General features: G+C 46.7%; 12 protein-coding genes. 5 read left to right on the top strand and 7 right to left on the bottom strand.

The window, feature by feature from the left end; all coding sequences use genetic code 11:
* The 7 genes from L6472_RS10900 to L6472_RS10870 all read right to left on the bottom strand — a co-directional run bounded on the left by L6472_RS10900 (position 1) and on the right by L6472_RS10870 (position 13,114).
* Positions 1 to 2,070: a starch-binding protein gene (locus L6472_RS10900; RefSeq protein WP_237805020.1), complete on the bottom strand. Its 2,070-nt coding sequence runs from the start codon at positions 2,068 to 2,070 to the stop codon at positions 1 to 3.
* Between the two features lie 179 nt (positions 2,071 to 2,249).
* On the bottom strand, positions 2,250 to 4,268 hold the full coding sequence (locus L6472_RS10895; protein WP_237805018.1) for an alpha-amylase family glycosyl hydrolase: 2,019 nt from the start codon (positions 4,266 to 4,268) through the stop codon (positions 2,250 to 2,252).
* A 200-nt stretch (positions 4,269 to 4,468) separates the two neighbouring features.
* A complete protein-coding gene (locus L6472_RS10890) occupies positions 4,469 to 5,650 on the bottom strand; it encodes a hypothetical protein (protein WP_237805016.1) in 1,182 nt (393 codons plus the stop codon).
* Positions 5,651 to 5,881: 231 nt separating this feature from the next.
* Positions 5,882 to 7,051, bottom strand: a complete 1,170-nt coding sequence (locus tag L6472_RS10885) for a hypothetical protein (protein WP_155808409.1) — start codon at positions 7,049 to 7,051, stop codon at positions 5,882 to 5,884.
* Positions 7,052 to 7,075: 24 nt separating this feature from the next.
* Entirely contained in the window at positions 7,076 to 8,293 is a 1,218-nt protein-coding gene (locus tag L6472_RS10880) for a SusE domain-containing protein (protein WP_237805014.1), read from the bottom strand.
* A 25-nt stretch (positions 8,294 to 8,318) separates the two neighbouring features.
* Positions 8,319 to 10,004 (bottom strand): RagB/SusD family nutrient uptake outer membrane protein, encoded by a 1,686-nt coding sequence (locus tag L6472_RS10875; RefSeq protein WP_237805012.1) that lies wholly within the window; start codon positions 10,002 to 10,004, stop codon positions 8,319 to 8,321.
* 38 nt (positions 10,005 to 10,042) lie between these two features.
* Entirely contained in the window at positions 10,043 to 13,114 is a 3,072-nt protein-coding gene (locus tag L6472_RS10870) for a TonB-dependent receptor (protein ID WP_237805010.1), read from the bottom strand.
* 287 nt (positions 13,115 to 13,401) lie between these two features.
* On the opposite strand from L6472_RS10870, the gene L6472_RS10865 reads away from it, so the two are divergent.
* The 5 genes from L6472_RS10865 (at position 13,402) to pulA (ending at position 22,773) form a co-directional block, all read left to right on the top strand.
* A complete protein-coding gene (locus L6472_RS10865; RefSeq protein WP_237805008.1) occupies positions 13,402 to 14,427 on the top strand; it encodes a LacI family DNA-binding transcriptional regulator in 1,026 nt (341 codons plus the stop codon).
* 57 nt (positions 14,428 to 14,484) lie between these two features.
* The gene (locus tag L6472_RS10860; protein ID WP_237805006.1) at positions 14,485 to 15,786 is read left to right on the top strand and encodes an MFS transporter; all 1,302 of its coding nucleotides are present in this window, start codon (positions 14,485 to 14,487) and stop codon (positions 15,784 to 15,786) included.
* A 228-nt stretch (positions 15,787 to 16,014) separates the two neighbouring features.
* Entirely contained in the window at positions 16,015 to 18,627 is a 2,613-nt protein-coding gene (locus L6472_RS10855) for a 4-alpha-glucanotransferase (RefSeq protein WP_237805004.1), read from the top strand.
* Between the two features lie 47 nt (positions 18,628 to 18,674).
* Positions 18,675 to 20,885 carry a glycoside hydrolase family 97 protein gene (locus L6472_RS10850; protein ID WP_370640913.1) on the top strand — a complete coding sequence of 737 codons (2,211 nt, stop codon included), beginning with the start codon at positions 18,675 to 18,677 and terminating at the stop codon, positions 20,883 to 20,885.
* A gap of 4 nt (positions 20,886 to 20,889) precedes the next feature.
* Positions 20,890 to 22,773: a type I pullulanase gene (pulA, locus tag L6472_RS10845; protein WP_370640846.1), complete on the top strand. Its 1,884-nt coding sequence runs from the start codon at positions 20,890 to 20,892 to the stop codon at positions 22,771 to 22,773.
* Positions 22,774 to 22,777 lie beyond the last annotated feature (4 nt).

Below are 22,777 nucleotides of genomic sequence, written 5' to 3'. Positions count from 1 at the left end.
TTATTTCAAGATAACCTTCTTGCCATTCTGAATAGCTATGCCGCGGAAGTTAGCATTGATGCGCTGACCTGCGAGGTTGTAGATCGCTCCATGCTTTGAAACATTTGTGGCTTTGACTTGTTGAATATCATTTAATACACCTTGAATGCCAAAGACGGTGTAGTAACCACCATTCTCAAATGCAAAGTCTGAAGTTTGTGGGTAGCCGTGATTGCTAAATAGAATCTTAGTCGGCATCTTTTCTCCTAACTTCACTTCCCAGCACCATACGTCACGTTTCTGGTCGTCTCGTCCTACTCTGGTCATACGGTCTCCAGGCCAATCAGTATTCGTGCAGAAATTCTTGTCTTCCGACCAAGCCCAAACGTATGGCTCGTCATAGTCCATATTACCGCGGAAGTAAACGTACGTTCTATTGTTGATTACCTTTGCACAACTTGGCAGAACAACAGGCTCTGGCGTGTAGTATTCGCTAGTAATATCTGTATAGTTTGTGTTCTTGTCATCGTTGTCGAGGTCGAAAGTGAAATATTTGTCGTGCTGTAGCACCAGGTCGTTCGTCTGAACAGCGGCTCCATTGTTAAAGATAATATTAACAGGACTTTCTGTAAAGGTGTGCTTCCAGAAAGTTCGACCTTTGACAGTTGTTGTCTCGCTCATCAGAGTGCCGGGCCAACTGGCGTTGATAGGCTGGTTGTTGTTGTCCCATGCATAGAGGTAGGGAGCCTCGTCGCAGGCAACATAGGCTGTGGCAGGACCTGAGACATCCTCACCATTGGAGTCCACTCCAGAACGAAGTCCGTTGACGGTAACATTATTGCTGACATAGAAAGCATAGTTTTCGCCTTTACTAATCAGTTGATAACCGTCGGGAGTACCATAACTGGCAGCTGAACCACAATAGGCTGCAACTGTTCCTACGGAACCTTGTGTTTTCAGAATAACACCACCATCAACAACTTCTAGCTGTTTTATGCCACTTTGGTTTGTTACACCGGCAGCTTTACGAGCAAGAATCATGTTGCCAATAGCAATGGGATAGCGCTTCCAGTGCTTAAGAAAAATACATGGTGTTCCAGGTAATGCCAGAATATATGCATTGGCGGCAATCACGTTTTTACGTAAACGGTTACCATCCTCATCGCGGAATGTGTCATGGTTGTCGATGAAGGATACGCTATAGCGTTTATAACTATCATCTTTAGATAGGGCTGCTTCTTGCAACTTATTCCAATTGCCGTCGCCAAAGGCTTCTTTGATTTGGTATTTTAATGGGAAATCGAATGCTGCCGAGGTCCATCCTGTTTCTGATATCCACCACTTAATGGCGTCAATGCCGTCCCAATATTCACCTACGCAGAACTGAGGCTTGGCATGTTCGTTGTACATCTTGGTATATTGGGGGGCGTAGCCCTTCACCATGTCAAGGCGGAAACCAACATAGCCTAACTCCTTGAGGAGGAAGTCCAGATAGGTTTTACAGTTCTTTTGTACGTTGGCAGACGTGTGGTCCAAGTCTCGACCGCCACTGAAATCTGTACCCGTATCATCAGCACCAGTCACTGGCCATCCCCTCTCTTTGACATACCCTCCGTCATCATTATTACAAATGTCAGCACCGCTCCATGTTAATTTGTAGGTTACGTCAGAATTCACTATTCCCGCTCTTTCCTCATTAACAAAGTCAATCCATGAACCATTTTCTCCTCGGGGTGACTTATGGTTAATGACTACATCACTGATGAAACCTACACCTTTTTCCTTATAGGTGTTAATCATAGTGGTGAGGTATGACTCTTTTGCACCAAAGGAGCTGATGTGGTTGAGCCAATAGATAGGCATGTATCCCATCCTGTTGCCGGAACCGCAGTTGCCGGAATTTGGAATCCAAATCAAGTCTATGTAAGGAGCTATTTGGTCTGCCTGGGCTGTCAAGTTAGTCCATTTTGTATCTTCGTACGAGTCCCAATAGAAACCTTGTAGCATCACACCACCATAGTTATCGGGCCATTGGGCGAAAGAAAACTGTGCAAATAGTAAAGCAACGATAAATGCGTAGAATTTCTTCATGATAAAATTTAATCGTTAGTTGTACTTATAGTTTTATTTAGCAAAAATAGTTTTTTTTGTGATAGTACATGTGTCGTGTGTGCAAAAAGAGACTAGGATAAAATGAAAACGTTTGCGCGAGTGAGGAATATGAAAGCAACCAGCCTGAATGCAAAATCATTCAGGCTGGTTGCAGTTTTTTATCGTACGAACTTTTTCCCGTTGGTGATAAAGATACCGTGCGGCAGTGTGGATTTGTCGTTTCCCGCATAGCGACCGTCTATGGTATAATATCGTTGCAATCTGTTTTGTTGCTTATTAACGACGTTACCGATACCTGTGACAATGTCGCGTAAGCCATCTTGATTGTAGTATCCTCCGTTCTTGAATGTCAGGTTGTCTGTCTGTGGGTTACCATTGCTACTAAAAATGATAAGAGTAGGTTGGGTGGCATTACCGCTACCCTTGTAATCGGTAGCTTTGAATGTCCACTTCCATACATCCTTCCCGTTGTTCGTTCCTAACTTGGTGCATTCAACGCCTGGCCATGTGCCCCCCGTATAGTTGGCGTTGCTATTGTTGGCGTTCCACGCCCAGCACTTGATGGTATTCGTCCATGTTATAGGAGCTTCGAAGAAGGCGCACACCTCACCATCAGCTACGGTACAGAAACTCGGAATAGAGAAAGGCTCTACATATTCCACTTCATACTCACGTGTGATGATGTCGCCTGTGATGTTTCCATTGACAAGCATGGCAGCCTTCAAGGTTGTTGTGCCAATAGGAATGGTAATCTTCTCACCGCTAGCTACACTAGGACTCGAAGCCGTAGGAGTTGAACCGTCTGTAGTATAAACTATGCGGGCATTCTGAGTAGTTATTGCAGCAAGTATTACCTTCTGCTCTCCTTGATACTTGCCTGATGCATGACTGATCCATGCTGTATTTCCAACTGTATTGCGGATGTAATAAGCGTAATGGTAGCCATCCAAAATCTTTACCCATCCATTGTCGGTTGGTGCATAGTCTGATACGTTTCCAAGCACGGCTATCAGACGGTCGTCTGTAGAGAACGCATAACAAGCGGTGCTGTTCTTTAGTCGTGTGATACTACTGGTGTTGCTAATGCCTGCTAGTCTTCTGGCCTCAATCATTGGCTTGATGAATTCCTTGCAGTCAATCCAGTGCTTTAAGAATACACAAGGTGTTCCTGGCATTGCCAGCATGTGTGCGTTACCTGCCAATGTGTCTTTTTTGATGGGATCTTGTGGCGCATTTGCAGAACGGAATTCCGTGTCGTGGTTCTCAATGAAGGTGACACCATATCGTCTGTAGTTGCCATCTGATGCAAGACTACTATTGGCTAGTTTTGCCCAGTTTCCATTATTGCATGCATCACGGACAGTATATCTGAATGGAAAATCGAAAGCTGCACTTTGAATGACATTATCAACCTTAGTGCTGTTAATCCATGATTTTACATTTGACGCATTTCCATCCCAGTATTCTCCCACCGAGTATTTGGGGCTAGAGTCTTTATTATAGAGGCCTGTGAATGTGCCACTATAACCCTTTACCATGTCATAGCGGAAGCCTGCATAGCCTAAATCCTCCAGTAACGCATGGAGATAGGCTTTGACTATATTTTGAACATTCTCGCTCTTGTGATCAAGGTCGCGCATGCCATCCCAACCTTCGCCTGTGTCTGCAGCGCCGAGGGCCACTTTCAGACGTGTGGCTTCTGTTTGTGCCTTGCCGTTGTCATCGTCGCTGCAGACATCTGTCGAGGTCATCGTGTAGGTGATGTTGTTATATGTTTCTGTGGGAAACCCAAACCATCCGCTTCCGCTTTTTCGGTGGTTGATGACTACATCAGCAATTGTTTCTATTTTTTTTTCTTTAAAGGTGCTAATCATTGAGCGTAATTGCTTTTCGCTTCCAAAAGAGCTGGTATAGTGGTCAGTACCTGGAAACAAATAGTATGGGTCGTAACCCATGGATTTTCCATTGCAGTTACCGCTCTGTGGTATCCATACCAGTTGGAAATACTGTGATAACTCGTCAACCTGTGCTTGTAGATTTGTCCATTTTGAAGCCTTGTTATAGGAGTCCCAATAAAAGGCTTGCAACATGACTCCCTTGTATTCTGATGGCCAACCCTGTGCCATCATTGGTGAAGATACAAGAAGCGTTAGCAGTGAAAGTAGTAGCTTTTTCATCGTTTTCGCGCTTTATAGTTATTGTCTTGCAAATATACGAATATTAATGATTGGTTATATCTCTTTTAGTGTGAAAACTTAATTGTGTATATGCAATCGGTTGTTCTGTAATATAGAAGAGGCGGACATCTCATCATGGATGTCCGCCTCTTCATGTATTGTTGTAAATCGAGTTGTATCGATTTACGATTATTAGTATATTACTTCATCAGCATCTTACGACCATTCTGGATAGCGATACCGCGGAATGCTTTATTGATGCGCTGACCTTGCATGTTGTAGATAGCATTGTTGGCTTTGATGGTCTTTACAGTGCTAATTCCTGCTGGATCTGGTTCCGTCAATTCAACTGTGAGGAACTTAGAGTCAGGAATGAATGTGAAGATGACGTCATAGGTGCCAGCAAGCTCAACTGTGAAACTCATGTTTTCACCACCATCACCATATGACTCGTCCCAACTATGGTTTGCACATACTTTGAATTGGAATTCTGTTGCATCAAGTTCGATGTTAGGCTTAATCAGTTCGAATGAGCCGTCTTCCAACTTAACCATGTCGTTTTTTGTATTTGTAGGATCCCAAGTTGTACCGAAGATAGGTTCGCTGCTACCTGCAATTGTCCAAGTCTTTTCAGCAATGATAACATCACCTGTCTTTGTGGCTTCCACGGTAAATTCTCTGTTCTCAAGGTCTACGCTAAAGCTAATGGTGTATTTACCATTCTCTTCAACTGCAATCATAATGTTGGGATAATCTTTTCCCTCTTCGTCTTTTGAAGCAAATTTGCCTTCGCCAGCATTACCATTCCATTGTCCGTCAACTACAATTTTGAATTCATAATTAACATATGCTTCCAGAATGACATCAGTTTTTTGCAAAGTATAGTGAATACCATCCTTTGTAATCATTGTATTAGCTTCAGCATCTGCTTTCCAGCTTTCACCAAAAATTGCGGTAGCACCAGCGAGGACTACGGTGCTTTCCGTTGGCCCATCGTATTCACCGGTTTTTTCGGCTACTGCATTTAACGCAACTTTCCCCTCAGTAAGATCAAGTGAGAATGTGATTTTGTATGCACCATTTTCTGCAATTTCAATGGGTACGTTCTGAGCGTCATCACCGCTCACTCCATCTTTACCGATAGCATTAGGCCAACCTCCATTGACACAAGCTTTGAAGTAATAGGTGTTTTTCTTCAACATCACGTTCTCCTTGACCAAAGTATAGTGGATGTTGTCAGTCGTGGTCATGACGTTAGTCTCTGAAGCAGGATTCCAACCATCACCCATCAAAGCTGCATCACCAGCAATGGTCCATGTGTCTTGTGCCTGCATGCCAAGGGCTGCTGCCAGCATTACTAATAGCGTAAAAATTTTCTTCATAATTGTTTCGTTTTAAAGTTAATAATTATAGTAAGAATTAATGTTCTGTTGTTTTAACGCGTCATGTCCTTTCTGTGGCAAAATTAAATATTTTTTGGAATGTGTGTTCACGTTCTTGAAAAAAAATGTAATTAGCGAGATGCAAACGTTTTCGCGTTTCTAAGGTTGTAAGGAAGTGGGTGGGTTGCATTAACCACACCTCACTTCTTTTAATTGATAATCAGATGATTGCTATTCTACGGGGACAAAGTGGGCTGCACCAGTGATGTCACAGAAGTAAACATCATAGGTACCTGCTGGTACAGTAATGTTCTTCTTGTCCTTTGTGCAAATCTTTGCCCAATCAATACCGGCATTCCATTCCTTGTCGTTTTCGCCATAGCCCCAAACCATGTCATCGCTATGATTAGCACGGAACTTCAGGTCAGTGTCGCTGGCGAATGTATGACGATAGTACCAATTATGCTTGGTAGGATCAACAGCAGTGAGTTCAATCTCGCTGTTGTCGCTGGCAAGTAACATGGCAATACTGGTATAAGTGGTAGGATTCTGGTTCTCAAGTTTTTCCCACTTAAAGGTAAGTGCCTCCAGATCAATGGTGAATGTGTAGTACTCAGCTGTTGGAGCAATGAAGAAGTTATCCTTGTTGCCCTGAACAACATTTCCGTTTATAGACTTGTCGTTTTTGGTTTCAGTTGCATAGACTTTAGAGAAGTCCTTCTTAGGATAGTCGTTCTTCCAGTAGCTGATATTCCATACCAATATGTCACCAGCCGTACGTGCGGTATACTTTGTGGTGTACGAGAATGCCATGTCGTTACCTTCAATAGGAGTCATGACGTACTTGTAAGCATTGTCGGCCGTCACATTTCCTGTTGCCTTACCAAACAGATAGTAGTACGGATCTTCAAGCTTCTCAGGTGTAATCCTGATTGTGAAGGGGTCGGACAGGTAGATTAATTGCGCTTCTTTGTCATGAACTGCATTTGCCAGTACCTGAGCTGTGAATGTACGTTCTGTAGCTTTTTTGCCATAGAAAGCATACACCAGATTAGTAAGCTCCTCCTTAGTGACATTTCCGTCTTCTGTTGCCATAACATCATGAGGCTGTGACTTAGGTTTGTCCACAGGTCTTGCTTCGATGCGTAAATTCTCAAAAGTTATTCCACTGGGTAGAGTTCCTGTGGTAAGGGTAAACATCTTGACAGCATCTTCCGTCATGACACCTAAGTCAATGGGGGTTGTGGCTGCGGCAGAAACTGCGGCCTGGAAACCGTCAACTGTTATTACGGGCTCCTGCGGGTAAACAGGTGGCATCGGATAGTCATTGTGGCTTTCATCACAGGCGGTCAGTGACCAGCCTGCGATGACGAGCATCAATAATGATAATATCTTTTTCATAATCATTTCTATGTTATTATATTACTACTCATTTTTTATCTCACCCGTATCGTCGCAGAAATTCAGATAGATACGCTGTCCTTTTCTTGCGCTGACAAACGGTTTCACCTCATCACCATTACCACGGTACTTAATAACACATGAACTGCTGGTGCGGTCTTTGGGATATGCCATGAACTCTGTTTGCCACCAATCCCACTTGATGCTTACATATGCACGTACACCGCCATCGTCAGCCTCGGCGTCTCCTGGCAGTGGGGGAGATACGAACTGACCATTCATTGTTGTAGGAACCGTAAACTTAACATAGTCTGTATAGTTGGTTCTCAATGTCTTTTCCACCCAGAAGTCCTTAATGTCATCACCAAGAACATCTTCTAATGCAGGACCGATGAGCCATACATTAGCTTCGTAGAATCTGTAGGTCAGGGTTAACTGACGTTTCTCATTATTGCCGACGCCTTCAACCAGCATAATGTACCAACCTGGAGTATCTGTCGTTACAAGTCCGTCGTTAGATACATAGAAGCCAAGTGTATTACATTTGTAGACTGGAGTGATCATATTGTCGTCAAAGTTTGGCTCTCCCTTAATTGGACTGAGGCGAATACCCCTCTTGTCAAGCCAAACCATACGCCAATGGTTCTGGGTAGAGTTGTTGACCTGTATGGTCTTGACTGCTTTCTCCCAATCGTTATCGTTAAATGTACCAATGACGAATAATGAGTCAGGCATCACAACATCAGGCAGAGCGAAATTAAGTTTGACCTTGTTCAGTTTAACGATGTTTGACGTAGTCTCTGTTTCAGGAGTTCCGGCAATGTAAGCACGGATACGTATGTAAGCTGGTGTCTCAACAGGGAAGTCTTCCTGTTTCAGTCCTTTCTTTTTAATCATCTGCTTGGTGGTTGCCATGGCAATCTCTTTGCCAGGAACAATCATCTTATTCTGATAATAGGTTGTTGTCAGCTCACTGGGATCAGACATGTCGCTATCTATTGATATCTGTATAACATATGTCACCGTTGCTGGAAATCCGTAGCTGGGTGCCGTACAGGTCAACGTCACTGAGTCTGTGTTTGCCAAGTCGTATGTACTATTGGCAAACGTCGGCGTGTTTAATGTAATGGGCTCTTGTGTCTTTGACAGGTCTATGACGGGATTGTCATCGCGATCAGCATCACAAGCTACCATAAAGAAAACACTTACCATCAATGAAAATATAATGCTTAACTTTTTCATATCTGTATAGTATTATTAGGTTTGCTTAATTGTAATTAGGCTTAATGTTGGGGTTCGCATTCAATTCGCTGTCAGGAATGGGGAAGATATTGAAGCGCTTGTCGAACTGTGTTCCGGCCTTTGTTCCGCCCATCCATTCCCAAGTATAGTCGCTCTGACCTGCAAAGCGGTTCCAGCGAACAAGTACCATACGGCGCATTCCTTCAAAGCCAAACTCGCGTGACCATTCCTGGAAGATGTTCTCCAGTGTAACACTGGTTAAAGCCTCCGGGCTTGTTCCATCGTACTTGTTGGAACTCTTAACATTGGCACGCTTGCGCAAATCCTTGATACGCTCTATGCCTGCCGATGTACATGTTCCATCATTCAGACGAGCATCGGCTTCAGCAGAAATGAGGTATGCCTCAGCAAGACGCAACATGGGATAGTCGGTGTCGACAAAACGACCGCTGGGGTCGTGTCCCGATGTGCCATCAGCATGGAGGTTGTTGTATTTCATATAGACGAGACCATTGCTTGTAGATGATTCAGTCTCGATACTCATGGTCTGACCAGTGGTGTAGAAAATAGCACGGTCGTCTCCAGCACTCGTTACGATGTCCTTGGGAAGACCACTGGGGGCAGAGGATGATTTGCTGCCAAAGAATACCTGAGAGAACTGTTTGCGTGCGCGTACGCCACGGTCCCATGCCTGATTGGTGCCGTAACCCTTGATGGCATCACCATTTTCATCAGTAGCACCATAAAGATCCATTTCACGCATCTTGTCTGACATGTTGCTTGCTATCATGTAGAGTGAACCACCCCATGTCTGGGTTTTGTCACCATCATGAAGGGCAGGGAGAATGATTTCGTCTTGAGCACCGTTGGTGTCGTTATCGCCCATGAAGAGTAATTGGTAAGCGCTGAAACCATTCTTCGGAGTCGTACAAAGCTTATAGCTGGTGTTTATCGCTTTGTCTGCATAGGTCTTCGCTTCGTTCCAACGAGCAGTACCTGTATATACTTCTGCGTTTAGATACATGCGAGCCAGCAGCAGATAGCCTGCAGCCTTGTCGGCACGGCCATAGTCGGTAGCCTTCGCGTCTGCTAATACCTCATTGCCAGAGCCTTCTCCAATAATGTCTAACAGTTCGCCTTCCAAATATTTGAAGAGGTCTGCGCGCTGAATCTGAGGCGCTTTTTCGCTTGACAATTTAGTCAGGAACGGTGGATTGGCATAGAGGTCCATCAGATAGAAATAATGGAATGCGCGCATGAAACGAGCTTCGGCACGCTTCTGAAGAGTCACTGCGTCAGATCCCGTGGCACTGTCCAGATAGAAATTACATAGTGTCACACCAAACATGAGTCGGTAATATAGTGCCTTAGTCAGCACATTCGAGTTTGTCCATGAGTTATGATTCAACTCAGGAATACCAGGGTCGTTCCACCAGCAGTGTCCTTCGTCTGTAGTGAGCACATTAAGATACCAAATAAGACGTGTCATATTTGAAGTACCTTCATCGATGTCGTCCAAGTCGGAACTACCATTAGGACCTGTCTGTCCAGTGAGAACAAGATTACTATAGATTTTGTTGAAGATATAGTCTTGGTTGAAGTCTGACAGATCTTGGGGATTAATATTTTCAACCTCCAAGTCTTTCACGCATGACGTGAAAAACATTCCGCAGGCAATAGCGACCACAGTTGTTATATATTTCAGTTTCATAACTATTATTCTTTTTACTGTTTTACCTTAATACTGTGTTAGAAGTTCAAGCTGACACCAAGAATCGTCGTGATAGGACGTGGGTAAATGTCGCCATCAACGCCACTGGCTACCTCAGGATCAATTCCTGTATAGTTGGTAATCGTCATAACATTTTGCACAGTTGCATATGCACGTCCGTTTATCGAAGTACCAAACAGCTTGTTAAAGCTATAACCTAAAGTTATGTTATCCAGCTTCAAGAACGAAGCATTCTCTACAAAGTAGTCTGAAGCATACTGCTGCTGCGAAACATTAGTAAAGCCTCGTTCTACCGCTACAGTGCGCAGGTTGTTCAGGTTACCATTGGTGTAAACTGAACCAGCGCCGACATTGCTGGAACCTGAAGCTGTGCTGTTAAACACGTAGTTGCCCAAGCTTGCACGCATAGAGAAACCAAGGTCCCAATTCTTGTATTGTACTTTTGAAGACAGACCCATCAGCACATCAGCTGCAGGCTTGTAGTAATAGTAGCGGTCGCCACTATCCAGATAGCCATTACCATTGCGGTCAACAAATGCGTTGGGGATGGGCTTGCCATTTTGGTCGTAAACCTGCTGGTAAACGTGGAAGGCACTGACTGGCTTACCTACGGTATGGGCCTGGATGTTACCACCCGTACCAGTCAGTCCACCACCAGTCTCAACGAAGTAATCCGCGCCGACACCATCTATCAACTCGTCAATCTCGTTGTGGTTATAGGTGAAGTTGTAACTAACTTCCCACTGCCAGTCCTTGGTCTGAATAGGGCGTACGGTTGTCATGAACTCGAAACCGGTGTTGTGTAGTGAACCGATATTGCTAGTCACCTTGTTGCGGAAGTTAGAACCGGCTGCTACAAATACGGTGTTAATCAGATCGGTAGTCTTACGGTAGTACCAGTCTAAATTAAATTCAAGTCGGTTGTTCAAGAATGATAAGTCAATACCGGCATTCCATGTTGTTGTTTTCTCCCATGTCAGATGGGCGTTGAAGGCCTCAGGACGGTAAGTCGTACCATTATCCAGTACAGGATATAAGGCATGTGAGTTTGTGTTTGGCTTGAATACAGGAATGTAGGTGTAATCTCCAATACCTTCCTGCTGACCGGTGATACCCCAACCTAAGCGGAGCTTGGCATCGGTGAGCACGTCAATGTTCTTGAGGAAAGACTCTTCCTTCATCTTCCATGCCAAGGCCATGGCAGGGAAGTAACCCCATTGCTGGTTTGGATTTCCCTTCATCCAATTGAAACGTGAAGAACCGTCAGCACGAAGTGTGAAGGTCAGCATGTAGCGGTCCATCAATGAGTAATTCAAACGGCCGAAGAAAGATACAAGGAAATTCTCGGTCTTATACATTGTAATCTGGTCTGCCTTAGGAGCATCGTAATAAGTACCCTCTGCATATTTTGTGTTGCCAGCAGGGTAGGTTCCATGGCCGAACCAGTCTGTCTGCTTGTGGAAATGCTGCCACTCATAACCGGCCATTGCGTCAAAGTGATGTACATCAGCAAAATCCTTCATGTATTGTGCGTATAATGATAGCTGCAGGTTATACGTGTCCATCGTGCTCCAGTTTGTCCAACCATAGTAGTTGGCAACGGCAGAGTTTGGCTGCCTGTCTGTATCCTGCTTACCAGTTGAAAGATCCATGGCGGCATTCATGTGTAAATGCAGGTCTTCGAAGCCATGAATAGAATAGTCGGCTTCAATATTACCAATCAAAGACTTTGAGGTAGCACGGTCGTTAGTCTGATTTAATGCAGCAACAGGGTTTCCTGTTCCCTTGTTGGTGTATTTCCAGTTTGCTGCGCCATCATAGCTTGCGCCAGTAAAGTTCTGAACATAGCCACCAAAATAGTCACGATAAACAGGATAATCGCTCTTAACGGCCTTCGTAGGATCCATAGCTATAGCTGCTCCTACTACACCAGGCGCATAATGATTTTTTGCTATCATACCCTTACCGTTGATGTTCAATTTCAGATGGTCTTTCAGTAGACTGGGAGAGAGGTTGAAACTACCTGTAAAGCGCTCAAATTTGTCGGTCTTGACTACACCTGATTGATTGGTATAACCTATAGAGACACGATAGGGCATGTTCTTCATGCCACCAGACATCGTTAAGTTGTGGTCTGTAGAGAGAGCTGTCCGGAAAATCTCATCTTGCCAATCAGTGTTGGCATACTGCTTGTTTCCGTTTGCATCATAATAGCCAAGCTCGGCATATGCATCGCTGTCCTCTCCATAGAGTTTTTTGATATAGCTCATCAAACCAGGACCATCAAGGACATCAGTAGTCTTCTTCACGCTAGCGATAGATACGTTGCTGTTATAATTGAACGTGGGCTTCTGTCCAGAGCGTCCTTTCTTGGTAGTAATAATGATGACACCATTTGATGCACGGCTACCATAAATTGCGGTAGCTGAAGCGTCCTTCAGCACGGTGAACGACTCGATATCGTTCGGGTTTACCATAGAGAGGGGGTTGGACAAACCCTGTACACCATAGTTGTCCATGGCCAAACCATCGATAACTATCAAAGGGTCGTTAGAGGCGTTCAGAGAAGAACCGCCACGAATACGAATCTGGGCGCCACCGCCGGGACGACCGTCACCAGAGATGACACTCACACCGGCAATCTTACCACTGATCATGTCTTGTGCATTGACGTTCAGGCCGTGGTTCTTTTCATCAGGTTTGATGGCTGTAACAGAGCCGGTCAGGTCGCTTTTCTTTGCGCGTCCGTAACCAATAACTACGACGTTTTCAAGAACTGCGGTGTCGTCCTTAAGGACTACCTCTAAGTTTGCAGCAGCTTTCACGGTGGCCATCTGATAACCTACATAGGAAATCTGGATGTCGGCTCCCTGCTTGGCTTGCAGCGTGAAGTTACCGTCGAAGTCGGTAATGGTGGCATTTTGTGTGCCAGCCACGCGTACAGTTGCGCCGATGATGACTTCACCTGTAGCATCTTTCACATGACCTTTCACCGTAATGTTCTGTGCAAAGGCTCCCATAGCCAGGAAAAGGCCCACAACAAGGGCTAACATCCTGAATGGTAATTTAATGTTTACCTGCTTCATCATTACAATAGTTTAATTAGAATTAGTTGTTAGTATATACAAATATTGAGTTAGTTCGACTGTTGTCAGCTTTCGATTTTTTTAGCTATTTGTTAAATGGTTTTAGATAATTTGTTGCAAAGATAGATTTTTTTCAATCCCTTTATACTTTTTGACTAATAAAAATGTTATATGTATAGATGCAAACGTTTGCAATTGTATTCGTTAACGATTTAACTCGGTACGAGAACATCAAAAATAAATAATTAATACTTTTGTAACATCATAAAACAACAAGCATACAAATCAAAATGGAAGAGAACTCACCGCTAACAATGAAAGACATCGCCAGAGAACTGGGTATATCAGTGGCTACGGTGTCGCGCGCCTTAAAGGATTCTCCGCGTATATCTAAGGAAATGCGCGTGCGCGTTCAACAATTTGCGCATGAGCATCATTTTGTGCCAAATCATCTGGCCGAGTTGTTGCGCTTGTCTAAGGTGAAACCACAGAAGCTTATTGGAGTCATCCTGCCGGAGTTGGTTCACTATTACTTTGCCAGTATCCTGAATGGCATTGAGGAGGAGGCAGCAGCTCATGGCTACCACATCGTCGTGGCTGTGAGCAACGAACGCTACGAGACAGAAGTGAAGCTCTGTCAGTCGTTTATCGAGATGAAAGTCTGTGGCGTGATTGTTTCTCAAGCCAAGGATACACATCATTTTGAGCATTTCAATCGATTGATAGAGGCGGGCGTGCCTTTGGTCTTCTATGATAGAATATGTACGGGCGTGGACGCGAGCCGTGTGGTGGTCGATGACTATATGGGCGCTTTCAATGCCGTGAGCTATCTCATTCGCACGGGTTGTCGTCGCATTGCCTACTTTGGTTCACCACTGAACCTCGAGACATCCAAGAACCGCTTTAATGGTTATAAGGATGCTTTGTTGAAAAATAAGATTCCATTCGACGAGTCTATGATTCGTATCTGCGACACACGTCATGATGCCGAGATGATCACACCGACGCTCTTTGATGACGACGTCTATCCCGATGCCTTCTTTGCCATCAACGATGATACTGCTTTAGGCATTCTATACACTGTGAAGCGTATGGGCATGCGTGTACCAGAGGATGTGTCTATCTGCGGTTTTACCAATGGCATCAGGGCCATTTCCTGCGATCCGATGCTTACCACGGTTGAGCAGCGCGGCGAGATGGTGGGCGAAGAGGCCGCAAACATCCTGATTGGTTATGTGGAAGGCAATATTCCGAAGGATCATGTAGAGAAACGTCTGGTTCGTACCCGCCTGATTATTCGAGGAACGACGCGATGAGATTTATTGAATGTTTGACAAGAAAAAACTAAAATTATATGATAGAATGAAAGCCTTATGAAACAAAAACCTGATTTAAACTTTTGGAATCTCTGGAATCTGAGCTTTGGCTTTTTTGGCGTACAAATAGCTTATTCGCTCCAGAGTGCAAACATCTCTCGCATCTTTGCTACACTGGGTGCCGACCCTCATTCACTCAGTTTCTTCTGGGTGCTGCCCCCATTGATGGGTATGCTTGTGCAACCCATTGTCGGAACACTCAGTGACAACACCTGGACACGTTTCGGTCGTCGCATTCCTTATTTGTTTGTTGGCGCAGCAATGGCTGTGCTGGTTATGTTGTTGCTGCCTAATGCAGGCTCTTTCGGTCTTTCGGTGGGCGCCGCATTGTGGTTTGGCGCCTGTGCCCTGATGTTTCTCGATACATCAATCAATATGGCAATGCAACCCTTCAAGATGTTGGTGGGCGATATGGTCAACGAAAAGCAGAAGACCAAGGCTTACTCCATACAGTCGTTCCTGTGTAATGCCGGCGGGCTCATAGGCTTTGCCTTCCCTTTTATCTTCACCGCTGTGGGCATAGCCAATACCGCTCCTACGGGTGTGGTGCCCGATTCGGTCATCTATTCATTCTATATAGGTGCACTCATTTTGATTCTTTGCGTGATCTATACGACCGTCAAGGTGAAAGAGTGGCCCCCGCAGGAGTATGTGGAGTATAATGCCCCATCCGAACAGGAGAAAGAGAGTGCAAACTGGTTCACTCTGTTGCGCAAGGCGCCTGCCACCTTCTGGCAGGTAGGTCTGGTGCAGTTCTTCTCGTGGGCTGCCTTCCTGTATATGTGGAACTATACCACAGGTGCTATCTCCGATACCGTGTGGAGCACCACAGATGTTGCTTCGGCTGGTTATCAGGAAGCAGGCAACTGGACCGGTATTGTCTTTGGTGTGCAAACGTTAGGCGCAGTATTGTGGGCCATGGTGCTGCCTCAGTTCAAGAACGTGAAGCTTGCCTATGCCTTCAGTCTGTTGTTGGGAGGCTTAGGTTTTGCCCTAGTCCCCTTCGTACACGACCAGTATGTACTCTTTGTACCATTCTTGCTTATCGGTTGCGCATGGGCAGCCATGTTGGCAATGCCGTTTGCACTGGTCACCAATGCCCTCCAGGGCTACGGCCACATGGGCGCCTATCTTGGATTATTCAACTGTACAATCTGTCTGCCTCAGATTGCGGCAGCCCTGCTGGGTGGAGTCGTTCTCTCGTTGGTGGGCAGTCACCAGTACAACATGATGTTTATTGCCGGCGCTATGTTGGCAGTAGGCGCACTCTGTGTGACGATGATCAAAACAAAGCGTTAGGTTCTTTCTGTAGTCAAGTTATCGTTTTCAATAATAATAGTGGCACTTTTCGATGAGTAAAGTGCCACTATTCCTTTCTTATAGTGTCACTTTTCGTATCAAAGAGCGTCTTTAGGATAGGGTAAATGCAAACGTTTGCGTTTTGCAAGAAATAAATTATACGTTTAAAGCGTTAAGAGGACGAAATAAAAGTATTATATTTGTAGCAAATAAAAACAAGATAAGCGTATGAAATTACTATTCAACCTTGATTATCAAACATCATTTGGCGAGCAATTGATGATGAATATCATCGTGGATCACAACCAGACAGAAGTTCATGCCATGTCAACGCGTGATGGATTGCACTGGACAGCAGAGATTTCTCGTGCAGAGAAAGGTTGTCTCGACTACTACTATAGCGTATGTCGGGGAAGCAAGGTGATGCGCCATGAGTGGCTTGTAGAGCCTCATAGACTGGAAATGCCATCGCTGAAAGCCACTTACTACAGGGTCTATGACCGTTGGATTGATATTCCAGAGGACAGCTATCTGTATTCGTCGGCCTTCACAGACTGTGTGATGGCTCGTGCCTGCAAGCCGATTTCCAACACCGAGCATGGACGTACGATACGCTTAAAGGTGCGTGCACCCCAACTGCAAAGTGGTTCGCAGCTGGCCATTGTGGGCAATGCTTCCTATTTAGGGTATTGGGATTGCGCCAAGGCACGCCCGATGACAGAGCATGCATACCATGAGTGGGTCATCAGTCTCGATGCTGACAGGTTGCCCGAAGTGTTTGAATTCAAGTTCGTCATTCTGGGCGAATCAGTGGTTTGGGAGAACTGCAGTAATCGTGTTTTGTTGAATCAGGAAATGGCACAGGGCGAAGTAGTGGTCTATGAGTTAGCCCAAGCCTGGTTCTCTATCCCTTCGTGGAAAGGTGCCGGAACGGTTATCCCAGTATTCTCTTTGCGCTCAGAAGGCAGTTTCGGCGTTGGCGACTTTGGCGATCTGAAACTGATGGTTGACTGGTGTGCCAAGACGCAGCAGCGCATCCTGCAGGTGCTGCCCATCAATGATACCACTATTACGCACACTTGGCAGGACTCCTATCCCTATAACTCTATCAGCATCTATGCACTTCACCCGCAATACACCGATTTGCGACAGTTGCCTATATTGAAAGATGAGGCCCAGCGTGGAGCCTTCGAACAACTTCGTCAGGAGTTGAATGCACTGCCTCAGATTGACTATGAGCGCGTGAACAAGGCGAAGATGGACTATCTGCGTGCTGTCTTTACTCAAGAGTGGACGGTCATCAAGCGCCGTGCCACCTATAAGAGCTTCTTCGAGACCAATAAAGACTGGCTGGAACCTTATGCACGGTTCTGCTATTATCGCGATAAATACGGCACGGCGCAGTTCTCAGAATGGCCGGCAAAACTGCCCAAAGCCGATCCAAAGACCATCGATTTCTGGTACTTTGTTCAGTATAATCTGGACCAACAAATGCGTGCCGCCCATCAGCATGCCCGCGAGAAAGGCGTCATTCTGAAAGGCGACATCCCCATTGGTATCTCGCGTTATGGCGTCGAGGCCTGGGTAGAACCGCGCTATTTCAACCTGAACGGGCAAGCAGGCGCTCCGCCCGATGCTTTCTCTGTCAACGGTCAGAATTGGGGATTCCCCACCTACAACTGGGACGAGATGCTGAGTGATGGCTGTCAGTGGTGGGTGCGCCGCTTCCGCAAGATGCAGGAATATTTTGATGCCTACCGCATTGACCACGTGTTGGGCTTCTTCCGCATTTGGGAGATACCTATTGACGCCGTCCATGGCTTGCTGGGACAGTTCTCTCCGGCACTCGGCATGACGCCCGAAGAGATTGAAGGCTACGGGCTTCACTTTCAGGAAGAACTGTTCACACGTCCGTTTATTGCCGACTGGACACTGCAGCGCATCTTTGGCGAGCGTGCGTCCTATGTGAAGGAACACTTCTTGAACCATCTGCACGATGATATCTGGGAGATGAAACCCGAATTCAATACGCAGCGCAAAGTGGAAGCCTGGGCAAAAGATAAGAACGAGGACGCATTGCGCGACGGGTTGTATGCCCTGATTAGCGATGTGCTCTTTGTGCGCGACCGCAAGGACACTCATAAGTTCCACCCCCGCATTGGTGTTCAAAACGATTTCATCTACGAGGCCTTGTGGGACAGCGACAAGGACGCATTCAACCGCCTCTACAACGACTACTTCTATCATCGCAACAACCAATTCTGGTACACCGAGGCCATGAAGAAGTTGCCGCTGCTGACTCAAGCCACCCGCATGCTCGTGTGTGCCGAGGATTTGGGCATGGTGCCCGACTGCGTTCCTTGGGTCATGGACGAGTTGCGCATACTCTCGCTCGAGATACAGTCCATGCCGAAAAATCCCACCGTGCGCTTTGGACATCTGCAGCATAATCCTTATCGCTCTGTGGCCACAATCTCTACACACGATATGGCCACGCTACGCCAGTGGTGGGATGAAGACTTCGAGCGGACGCAAGCCTACTATAACCAGATGTTGCACCATGATGGTCCGGCACCTCATCCCCTGACAGGCTATTTGGCCGAGGAGGTGGTGTCCATGCATCTCATGTCTCCATCCATGCTTTGCCTGTTGTCACTACAAGACTGGTTGAGCATCGACGAACAGTTGCGCCTGCCCAATGCTGATGCAGAGCGAATCAACATCCCCGCAAATCCGCGTCACTACTGGCGCTATCGCATGCACCTCACCATCGAACAGTTGATGCAAGCCGACGCATTCAACCGCGAGGTGTCTATGCTGATACGTCGTGGAGGAAGATAAAGTAACCCTATTAATAATATATCAAAAGCTAGATTGTAAGTATGAAAATGAAAGCACTCTTCGCAGTGTTGGCTATGCCCTTAATGGCGATGGCCGCTGAGGTGAAATCGCCTAACGGCAATGTGGTAGTAAACTTCTCTGTAGATGCCGATGGACGTCCTGTCTATGAGATGAGCTACAAAGGTAAAACGGTTGTGGCTCCATCGCATCTGGGATTGGAACTGGCCAAGGACAAGCATGCATCCAAAGGTATGGATGAGACCAACCTCTTGGATGGCTTCAGAATAAAGGAGGAGAAGACATCTGAATTTAAGGAGACGTGGAGTCCTGTATGGGGCGAAAGTAGCTCCATTCTGAACCACTATAATGAATATGCAGCTACGCTACAGCAGGAAAAAGAACAGCGTGAGATCATTGTCCGTTTCCGCGTATATAACGATGGTATCGGTTTCCGTTATGAGTTTCCACAGCAAAAGAACCTGAACTACTTTCTCATTCAGGAAGAGAAGACCGAGTTCGCCATGACGGGCGACCACACCGCTTGGTGGTTGCCGGGCGACTACGACACACAGGAGCAGGAAACACAGGAAACGAAGTTGTCTGAAATCAGAGGACGCCTGAAGCAGGCCGTAAACTGGGATAACTCGTCGGTAGCAGTCTTCTCGGAGACGGGTGTGCAGACGTCGCTGCAGATGAAGTCGGCTGATGGATTGTATATCAACATCCATGAGGCAGCCTGTGTGAACTATGCCACCATGCACCTGGAACTGATTGATGCGCAGACAAAGGCTTTCTCAACTAAGCTCGAGGGCAATAGCAACAACTATACCCCTTGGCCGAAGCCATCGGCTTGTCCGCTGCCAAAGCCCTTTACGTTTGTCAGCCACCTGACGCCCGATGCTACCGGACTGAAAGGTTGTATGCAGACCCCCTGTCAGTCGCCTTGGCGCACCGTGATGGTCAGCGACGATGCCCGCGATATGTTGTCGTCTAATCTGATTTTGAATCTGAATGAGCCTTGTGCCCTCGATGATACCTCGTGGATTCATCCCACGAAATACTGCGGCGTGTGGTGGGAAATGATCGTGGGCAAGAGCTCATGGAACTACACCGACGACTACCCCTCGGTCTATATTGACAAGGTGGACTGGAACAGCGTGAAGCCTAATGGTCGTCATGGTGCCAACAACGAGAAGGTGAAGCGTTACATAGACTTTGCTGCAGACAACGGATTGGACCAGGTGCTGGTAGAAGGATGGAACATTGGCTGGGAAGACTGGGCCAACATGTGGAAGCGTGACGTGTTCGACTTCGTGACGCCATATCCTGATTTCGACATTAAGATGCTGAACGACTATGCTCATTCTAAAGGTGTGAAACTGATGATGCACCATGAGACCTCTTCGTCAACGCAGAACTACGAGCGCCACATGGAAAAGGCTTACAGCCTGATGAATAAGTATGGCTACGATGCCGTGAAGAGTGGCTATGTGGGTGACATCATTCCTCGAGGCGATCACCACTACAGTCAGTCGATGAACGACCACTATCTGTTGTGCATCAAGGAGGCAGCAAAGCATCATATCATGGTGAATGCTCACGAGGCAGTGCGCCCTACAGGCCTGTGTCGTACTTATCCTAACTTGGTGGGCAATGAGGCTGCTCGTGGCACAGAGTATGAAGCTTTCGGCGGTTCTCGTCCCGACCATACCGTTATCCTGCCATTTACCCGCCTGCAGGGCGGACCGATGGACTACACGCCCGGCGTGCTCGAGACGCAGTTGAAGACCTGGAGCGATAATCCCAACTACATACATACCACGCTGGTAGGGCAGTTGGCTCTCTATGTCACCTTCTACAGTCCCCTGCAGATGGCTGCCGACCTGCCCGAGAACTATGCCAAGTTCATGGATGCCTTCCAGTTTATTAAGGATGTGGCAGTCGATTGGGACGAGTCGAAATACCTCGAGGCAGAACCTGCCGACTATATTACTGTGGCTCGTAAGGCTAAGGGCACCAACAATTGGTTCGTTGGCGGCAAGTGCGATGAGAACGGACATAAGTCGGTTGTCAAGCTCGACTTCCTGGATAAGGGGCGCAAGTATGACTGCACCATCTATGCAGACGCCAAAAATGCCCATTACGAGAAGAACCCTAAGGAATATGTGATTACCAAGAAAGTTGTTAAACAGGGTGATGTGCTGAAGCTCACCGAAGCACCTGGAGGTGGCTTTGCCATATCGCTCATAGCCAGATAAGCCTATGAAGAAAGCAGTATTAGCAGGAATGGCAGCTCTGATTGTTGCATGTGAACCCGCCAAGAAGTGTTTTATGTTCGACGAGGTGACCTATTCACCCAGTCAAACCGTATTTAAACTTTTTGCACCTTCTGACGCTTCCTGTCAGGTAGTGATAGGGGGGAATACCCTTCAGATGGAGCAATTGGCAGATACCATTTGGGCTGCTACTGCTGTAGGCGACCAGAAAGGCAAGACGTATGAATTCCTGGTGAACGGACAATCGTCGCCAGGCGTCTTTGCCAAGGCAGTCACCGTCAACGGACAGAAAGGTGTTGTCGTTGACATGGCTGAGACCAATCCCGTGGGTTGGGATACCGACATGCCCGTACGCCGTCCTTTCAAGGATCTGGTGATTTATGAACTTCACCATCGTGACTTCTCGATAGCCAACAAGTTGGCAAAGTATCCAGGCAAATACCTGGCTCTGACCGAGCTATGGGCCATTGACCATCTGAAGGAGCTGGGCATCAACGCGGTGCACATCCTGCCTTCTTATGACTACGGTTCGGTGGATGAAACCCGACTGGACGAGCCCCAATATAACTGGGGCTATGATCCAGTGAACTACAACGTGCCTGAGGGCGGCTATTCTACCGACCCCTATACTCCCACCACTCGTATCCTTGAGTTCAAGCAAATGGTACAGGCACTGCATCAGGCTGGCATTGCCGTGATTCTCGACGTGGTGTATAACCATACGTATAATATAGACAACAGCAATTTCCAAAAGACCTATCCCGACTATTTCTATCGCAAGACCAGCGATGGTGCCTATTCCAATGGTTCGGGATGTGGCAACGAGACGGCCAGCGAGCGCCCCATGATGCGTCGGTTCATGATTGAGAGCGTGAAGTACTGGATCAACGAGTACCATATTGATGGCTTCCGCTTCGACCTGATGGGTGTTCACGACATCGAGACCATGAACGAGATTCGAAAAGAGGTGGATAAGATAGACCCCTCTATAATAATATATGGTGAAGGATGGAGTGCCGGTTCCTGTGCCCTTCCCAACGAAGTGCTGGGTATGAAGGCCAACATCAGTAAGATGCCTGGCATTGCAGCTTTCTCCGACGACATGCGCGATGCGTTGCGCGGCCCCTTCTCTGACGATACCAAAGGAGCCTTCCTGGCTGGTATTCCTGGTATGGAGGAAAGTTTGAAGGCAGGCATTGCCGGCATGGCCGAACATCCGCAGGTGGACTACACCAAGGTGAACTACTCTGATAAGCCCTATGCTAAAGAGCCAACACAGATGATAGCTTATGTGAGCTGTCACGACGATATGTGTCTGACCGACCGTCTGCGCTCAAGCATTCCTGGCATCAAGGAAGACGAGCTGATACGCCTGGACCTGTTGGCACAGACAGCCGTGTTCACCTCGCAGGGTATTCCCTTTATGTTGAGTGGCGAGGAACTGCTGCGCGACAAGAAGGGTGTGCACAACTCTTTTGAGTCGCCCGACAGCATCAACCAATTGGACTGGAGCCACAAAGACAAGTATCCGCAGGTGTTCAATTACTATAAGCGTTTGATTGCTTTGCGCCGTAACCATCCGGCTTTCCGCCTGGGTGAGACATCGTTGGTGAAAAAACATCTGGAGTTCCTTGATACCGATACCGACTGCGTGGTGGCATTTCTGTTGAAGAATCATGCCGGCGGCGACAGTTGGAACAATATCATCGTCATACTGAACGGCAATCGCAGTGCCAAGCTGGTTAAGATACCCAAAGACCGCTACCAAGTGGTATGTTGCGATGGCGAAATCAACGAAAACGGACTGGGCGAGGTCAACAGCGACCGCGTGCTGGTCAAACCTCAATCTGCATTAATCATTCATAACTAAAACA

Source organism: Prevotella sp. E13-17, from assembly GCF_022024035.1.
Lineage (GTDB): Bacteria > Bacteroidota > Bacteroidia > Bacteroidales > Bacteroidaceae > Prevotella.
This window is presented reverse-complemented; position numbering and strand designations above follow the sequence as displayed.